The organism is Cupriavidus sp. HMR-1 (genome assembly GCF_000319775.1).
GTDB classification, from domain to species: Bacteria; Pseudomonadota; Gammaproteobacteria; order Burkholderiales; family Burkholderiaceae; genus Cupriavidus; species Cupriavidus metallidurans.
Map to the genome: position 1 here is coordinate 1 of NZ_ANKP01000111.1, position 5931 is coordinate 5931.

General features: G+C 63.6%; 4 protein-coding genes and 1 pseudogene. 2 read left to right on the forward strand and 3 right to left on the reverse strand.

Annotation, left to right across the window (positions count from 1 at the left end; genetic code table 11):
• Positions 1–218 (forward strand): annotated as a pseudogene (locus D769_RS15400) (hypothetical protein); the annotation flags it as partial.
• Here the strand turns inward: D769_RS15400 and D769_RS15405 are convergent.
• The 3 genes from D769_RS15405 to D769_RS15415 all read right to left on the reverse strand — a co-directional run bounded on the left by D769_RS15405 (position 209) and on the right by D769_RS15415 (position 5329).
• On the reverse strand, positions 209–652 hold the full coding sequence (locus D769_RS15405; protein ID WP_223277442.1) for a calcium-binding protein: 444 nt from the start codon (positions 650–652) through the stop codon (positions 209–211). The pseudogene D769_RS15400 and the gene D769_RS15405 sit on opposite strands and share 10 nt — an antisense overlap.
• A gap of 135 nt (positions 653–787) precedes the next feature.
• Positions 788–4114, reverse strand: coding sequence for a DEAD/DEAH box helicase (locus D769_RS15410; RefSeq protein ID WP_008646539.1), 3327 nt, complete (start codon positions 4112–4114; stop codon positions 788–790).
• A 39-nt stretch (positions 4115–4153) separates the two neighbouring features.
• Positions 4154–5329, reverse strand: a complete 1176-nt coding sequence (locus D769_RS15415; RefSeq protein ID WP_008646544.1) for a tyrosine-type recombinase/integrase — start codon at positions 5327–5329, stop codon at positions 4154–4156.
• 175 nt (positions 5330–5504) lie between these two features.
• Between D769_RS15415 and D769_RS15420 the strand changes: the two genes are divergently transcribed.
• A partial coding sequence (locus tag D769_RS15420) for a DNA-binding protein (RefSeq protein ID WP_008646545.1) occupies positions 5505–5931 on the forward strand: 427 nt, incomplete at its 3' end.

Here is a 5931-nt window from a genome sequence, read left to right on the forward strand (position 1 = left end):
CGTTGCGCGCCTATGGCGCCGAACTGCGCCGCCTGATGCGCTGGTGCGGCGCGCACGAGCTTGGGCCGCTCTCGGACCTCACGCGCCAGCGGTTGCTCGGCTACCGGCACGCGCTGCAGCACGGGGAGACCGGCAGGGAGGACGCCGCGCCGCCCTTGTCAGAAGCGACCCGCACGCGCGCGCTGGCGGTGGTGGCAAGCCTCTACGGCTACTGGTAGGCTATTTCTGCCCATCCCCCGAAAAGTGCAAATCTTCCGCCAGCCCCTGACCAGGCAAGGGCTGGCAGGGTGCGACTTGACCTGATAACGGCCCGAGCGCCCTGTAAGTTGCGCTCGGGGATTATGCCGGGGGATGTCAGATCGTGCGGGGGGCAGAAGCTGCAACCTTGGTCGTGCCAGTAGTGCCAGTCAGAGACGGCAAGGTGCGTGCTCTGGTCGGCGCGGACGGGAACAAGCTGGGCAAGGGGCACGACGAGTTCACGCTGGTTGTAAAGTGCGTGCACGAAGATGGCAACGCGGCACAACTGATCATGCGCGAGTCTGAAGACGGAGACTCTGTCACCTGAGCGCAGCGGGGAGGCCACCATCGCCTGACGTACCCGCGCTTCGAATGGAAAGCTCAGACTGTCCTCGAGATGGCAGTACCACGCCATCGCGCATTCTTCTTCGGTGTACGCGGTCGACCACGATCTCCATCGAGATGCGCTGTTCGTGTTGGTTGTCGCCCGTTTTTGCCATTGGGGTTCGTGCTGGTCAGACCTCGACTATGCGTCGCGGCAAGGCCATTTTTATGTTCCCGTCCTGGTGCGGGATCGGGGCTTCGCCGCCGGTGCCACAACAGGTGGTGCGGCCGGGATCGGCTCAAAGAGCGCCTCGATGTCGTCGGCGGAGAACTTGACGGCGCCGGCGCCATCTTCCGACAGGATCGCGTTGGCAAGCGCCGCCTTCTGCTCCTGCATCGCGACGATTTTCTCCTCAACACTGCCGGCGGTGATCAGCTTGTAAACAAACACAGGCTTGTCCTGCCCGAGACGGTGAGCGCGGTCGGTCGCCTGATTTTCTACGGCGGGATTCCACCAGGGATCGTAGTGAATGACGGTGTCGGCCGCCGTCAGGTTCAGGCCAACGCCACCGGCCTTCAGGCTGATCAGGAAAAGCGGCACCTCACCTTGCTTGAAGCGCTTGACTGGTGTGACGCGATCGGTGGCATCCCCGGTCAGCATGACGTATGGAATCCCAGCTTTTTCCAGCGCCGCCGCAATGAGGTCGAGCATGCTGGTGAACTGCGAGAACAGCAGGATGCGACGGCCTTCCTCGATTAGTTCGGGCAGCATGTCGAGTAGCAGATCAAGCTTGGCCGATTCCTTGATCCGGGCCGCCTGGCTGATTTTGACGAGCCGCGGATCGCAGCAGACCTGGCGCAGCTTGAGCAACGCCTCCAGCACGATGATGTGGCTGCGCGCGAGGCCTTTTGCTGCGACGGCCGCACGGACCTTTTCCTGCATGGCCGCGCGCACCGTCTCGTACAGGTCACGCTGCGCGCCTTCGAGCTCGACCGTGCGCACTATCATCGTCTTCGGGGGCAACTCGGCGGCGACCTCATCCTTGCGCCGACGCAGCATGAACGGTCGGATGCGTCGCGCGAGCAGTTCACGTCGAACAGCATCGCCGCCTTTCTCGATGGGCGTGCGCCAGCGGCGGGTGAAGTCCTGACGGGTACCGAGGAAGCCAGGCAGCAGGAAGTCAAACTGGGCCCACAGTTCGCCGAGATGGTTCTCGAGCGGCGTGCCTGTCAGGCAAAGGCGGTGTCTTGCACGCAGTTCGCGGATGGTTGCGGCGGATTTGGTGGCGGCATTCTTGACGTACTGCGCCTCGTCTAGGATCAGCAGGTGAAAGTCGTGCTTGGCAAGAACTTCCTCGTCACGCCACAGCAAGGCGTAGGTGGTCAGGATGAGATCGTGCTTGCCGATCTGGTCAAAGCGCTCGTGGCGTTGGGGCCCGTGCAGATCCAGGACGCGCAGCTTCGGCGTGAAGCGCTGCGCTTCCTCGCACCAGTTGTGCATGAGGGTCGTTGGCACGACGATCAGCGCAGGCCGGTCCAGCCTGCCACGTTCCTTTTCGGTGAGGATGTGCGCAAGTGCCTGGATGGTCTTGCCGAGGCCCATATCGTCGGCGAGCACGCCGGACAGCCCGTGTTCGCGCAGGAACTGCATCCAGGCAAGACCCTGACGCTGGTAGGTACGGAGTTCGGCCTTCAGGCCACGCGGTACCGGCACGTCTGTCACCCCAGGACCCGCCATCAAGCGCTGCGCGAGCTGCCGGATCGATGCGTCGCCGTCAAACTGCCAGCGCCCGGTCTGATCCAGCGCATGGAGCCGGGCCGCATCCCACTCGGAAATGCGCATGCCGGTGCCGAGCGAGTCGAACAGGTCGATCAGCACGCGCACGACTGGTTTAAGCCGGTCGGCACGCAGGCGAAGCCGCTCGTTGCGGTCGGTTTTCATGTCGATCGCTTCGTCGTCCGCGATGGTATCGAGCCTGCCCGACAGCCAGCGCTCATCGCGACGAAAGAGGTCTGCTAGCAGCGGCTCCAGGCGCACCGTGCGACCATTGACTGTGATGCCCATCTCGACGTCAAACCAGCCGTCGCCGGTCTGACGCAGGCTGCCGTCAATCGCTTCGATTTCGATCACGTTGTGCCGAAACTCGTCGCTCATGACGACGCGCCAGCCGCTTGCCTGTAGTGCGGGTAGCACCAGCTTCATGAGATCCGGCCAGTCGTCGACATCTTCGGGGCCGAGGATGCCATCTGGAAACGGTTTGTAACCATATGCACGGTTGGCCGGAATTTTTCTGAAGCCCGCCTTTTGCAACTCGGTCTGACGTTTCCGCTCGAGATTGGCGTCTCTTTTGATCTGGATGACCTCGCTGCCAGCAGTGCGAACGAGGGTGGTGCTGCTATTTGCAGGGATGCTGTGACCTGCGTAATCAAAACTGACCGTCGCAAAATCCAGTGGCGACACTGACCAGGTCGGCAAGGTGTCGAGAGTCAGTACGGGCGTCGCTACGGTGTCGATCACCTGCACGGACGACGCGTCGGGCGCGGGCGGCATGGGTAGGTCGGGGGCGACTTCACGCAACACATTGCCAACGAGCGCCGCCTCGTCCAGCGTGATGGCCGGCATCGACAGGAAATCCGTGACCTGTTCCGCCGGCCACGGCATGGCGAGTATGCCAGCTTCGCCAGAATGCGCGTCCACATACCAGCAGGGCTGGGTGGTCGTCAGCAACAGGGTGGCGGGTGGCTCGGCCTGCAAGACTGGCCGCACGCGCGTGTCGGGTTGCGCTTGCCAGGTCATCTTTGCGCCGCGCTCTGATCCGCAGTGCACCGGGCAGTGTGATCCGGGGTAGTGGGCGCCTGCGGGAACAAAGGAAGTAAATGCACGCCCGGTGGCGATGAGCTTTTCCAGGATGGCGGCGCCGGTTGCGCCCTGCAGAGCAAAACCACCGGTATAGGCGGCATGCGAGCGGCCCAGCCACAATCCGCGCAGGATCGACAGATCCTCCTCGGAAACAAATTTCGGCGGTTCGACCAGCGCTTTCTCGACGTTCTGCCACCGATCGTCGACCGAGCGAATCGTACCGTCGGCCCCCACGCGGGCCTTGTAGAGGGAAATCTCGCAGCCGCGATACGATTGCCCGATCACATAGGCCAGGGCATGCGTGGCCTTGGCTGGTTTTTTCTTGGCAGCGGGATTGGCTGCCGTGCGTCGAGCGCGAAAATTTTCCAGCCAGGTCACCAGTTCCGCGCGCACGCCGGCGGCCGATGGCTTCGGCTGGTGCGCAAGGCCGGCGATCAACAGCGCTGCCACGTGCTTGCAGTCAACGCCGACCGGACACGTGCATTCTCCCTCCACCCACATGTCTTCGTCGATGTCGTGGAAATACGCACGCACGTCATACGGGCGCGTACGGGTGCCTTGCACCAGTCCCGCCAAGGTATCCTCGTCGATCCAGCGCAACTCCGAGACAGCGCTCGCATAGGAGCGAGCCTTGGACACCGTGTAGGAGTCCAGCCATTCCGCAATTTGGCGGGGATCGTAGGAGACAGACATCGGTTGAGGGATTCAGAGGTTGACAACGCGGGGAGCATTCTACGCGGGGAGGCTCCCGGCCGGTACGGCAGCGGCTTCCGGTTCTGACCCCGCCTGAGTGGTCTGGGCATGCCGGCGGTCATCTTCGGCGTGCAAGTAGATCCCGGTCGTCTCGATCGAGGCGTGGCGAAGGTTCTTCTGGATAAAGCGGATATCAGTGCCGGCGTCGGCCTGATGCGAAGCCGCCGAGTGCCGCAGCCAGTGCGTCGAGGCCCGGCGCAGTGTGGCCGCGCCGATCGGATCGGTTGGCTCGAGGGTGTCGGCGGCCCGGCGGAACACTTCCTTGGCAATCAGGTAGATGGCCGTCGGCGTCAGGTGCCGCTTGGCGTCGCCGGCGATGCTCATGACGGCCGGCGTGCTTTCGGCCGGCAAGGGCATGGGTGCCAGATCATGGAATGCGCGGTAGCGTGCGAAGTCGGCCATGAGGGTGTCGGAGACTGGTACCTCGCCCTCGGCGCCACCCTTGCCGATGACGTGCAGCCACCAGCGGCCGCGACGCTGGAAGAAGTCCGCCGCCTGTGCGTTGGCGGCTTCGCTTGCCCGCAATGCGGTGTGGTACAGCAGCCGGATCAGCCATCGGCTGCGTTCGTAGTGCTGGCGCTCGCGCGCGGAGGCCTGCGGCCAGGTCTCCATCGATTCCAGCACAACCTGCCAAAGCGCGTGATCGAGGTAACGTTCAATGCGGCGGGTCCGTGCCGGCATTGCCGAGGACGAGCGCCGCAGTGCAAGCGGATTGCCGGCAAGGTATCCGGCGGCCACCAGGTAATTGAGCAGCCCGCAAAGGATACCGAGGGCCTGGCGCCGGCTGCGCTCGGAAAGCGGCCCGTCGAACAGCCGCCGCGTGCCCCCGCGCCGTGGCAGGACGGGATCGACCCAGTTTGCGGACGGTGCGGCAAGAAATTGCTCGTAAATCAGGAAATCTTCGCGCGTAAGGCTCGACAGCGGCTTGCCCAGCGTGCGCGTCGCCCAGACGAGCAGCCGCACCACTTCCTTGCGGTAGCTGCGCAGCGTGTGCGGCGAGCTGGCGTACTCGGCAAGCCACAGGCGGACGGCCTCAAGGTCGGTATCGGCCGTGATCTGTCGGTTAGCGCCGCGCGCGCGATTCGTGCCGTCGTGGCCGTCCAGTGCGGCCGGCAGCATGAGGGGGACAACAGGCTCGGTGGCGGGCAGGTTCATGGACTGACGCGATTTTTCGGCAGGGTCTCGCATCGTACACCTGGGATGCTTACGATTATCGGTCTTATCGTAAATTTCTAGAAGACATCGTTATATATATAATGTGATACCATCATATACATGAAGATTTTAGTTCAAAACCCAGCTCCCGGAGCACTTTTCAGGTTTAGTTCCAATGAGCCGCATCAGCAATACCCGCTTTCGCACCCGTGAAGCCGCCGCGCGGCTCGTTGCTGCCGGCCGACGCCCACATGAACTCACCGTCGACCTGATCTACGCGGAAATCCGCCAGGGCAGCCGGACGACGATCAACGACGAACTCAAGCTCTGGAAGGATGAGCAGGCGCGCGTCGACGCCTTGAGCGCCGCACTCCCGCCCGCCGTTGCCAATGCGATGCTGTCCCTCTGGGCGCTCGCCATCGAGCACGGTGAGCAGGTCTTCGCACAGCGGGGCGAAGAGCTGGAGTCCGAAGCGGCGGCCGCCACCGCGCGCGCTGAGTCCCTGGCAACCGTCAACCTGGGGCTTGAAGCCGAAGTGAAGACGCTGCGTAGCCAGCTCGAGGACCAGCAGGCCCGGTTGGGGTCGCCTCAGAAAACGGAAA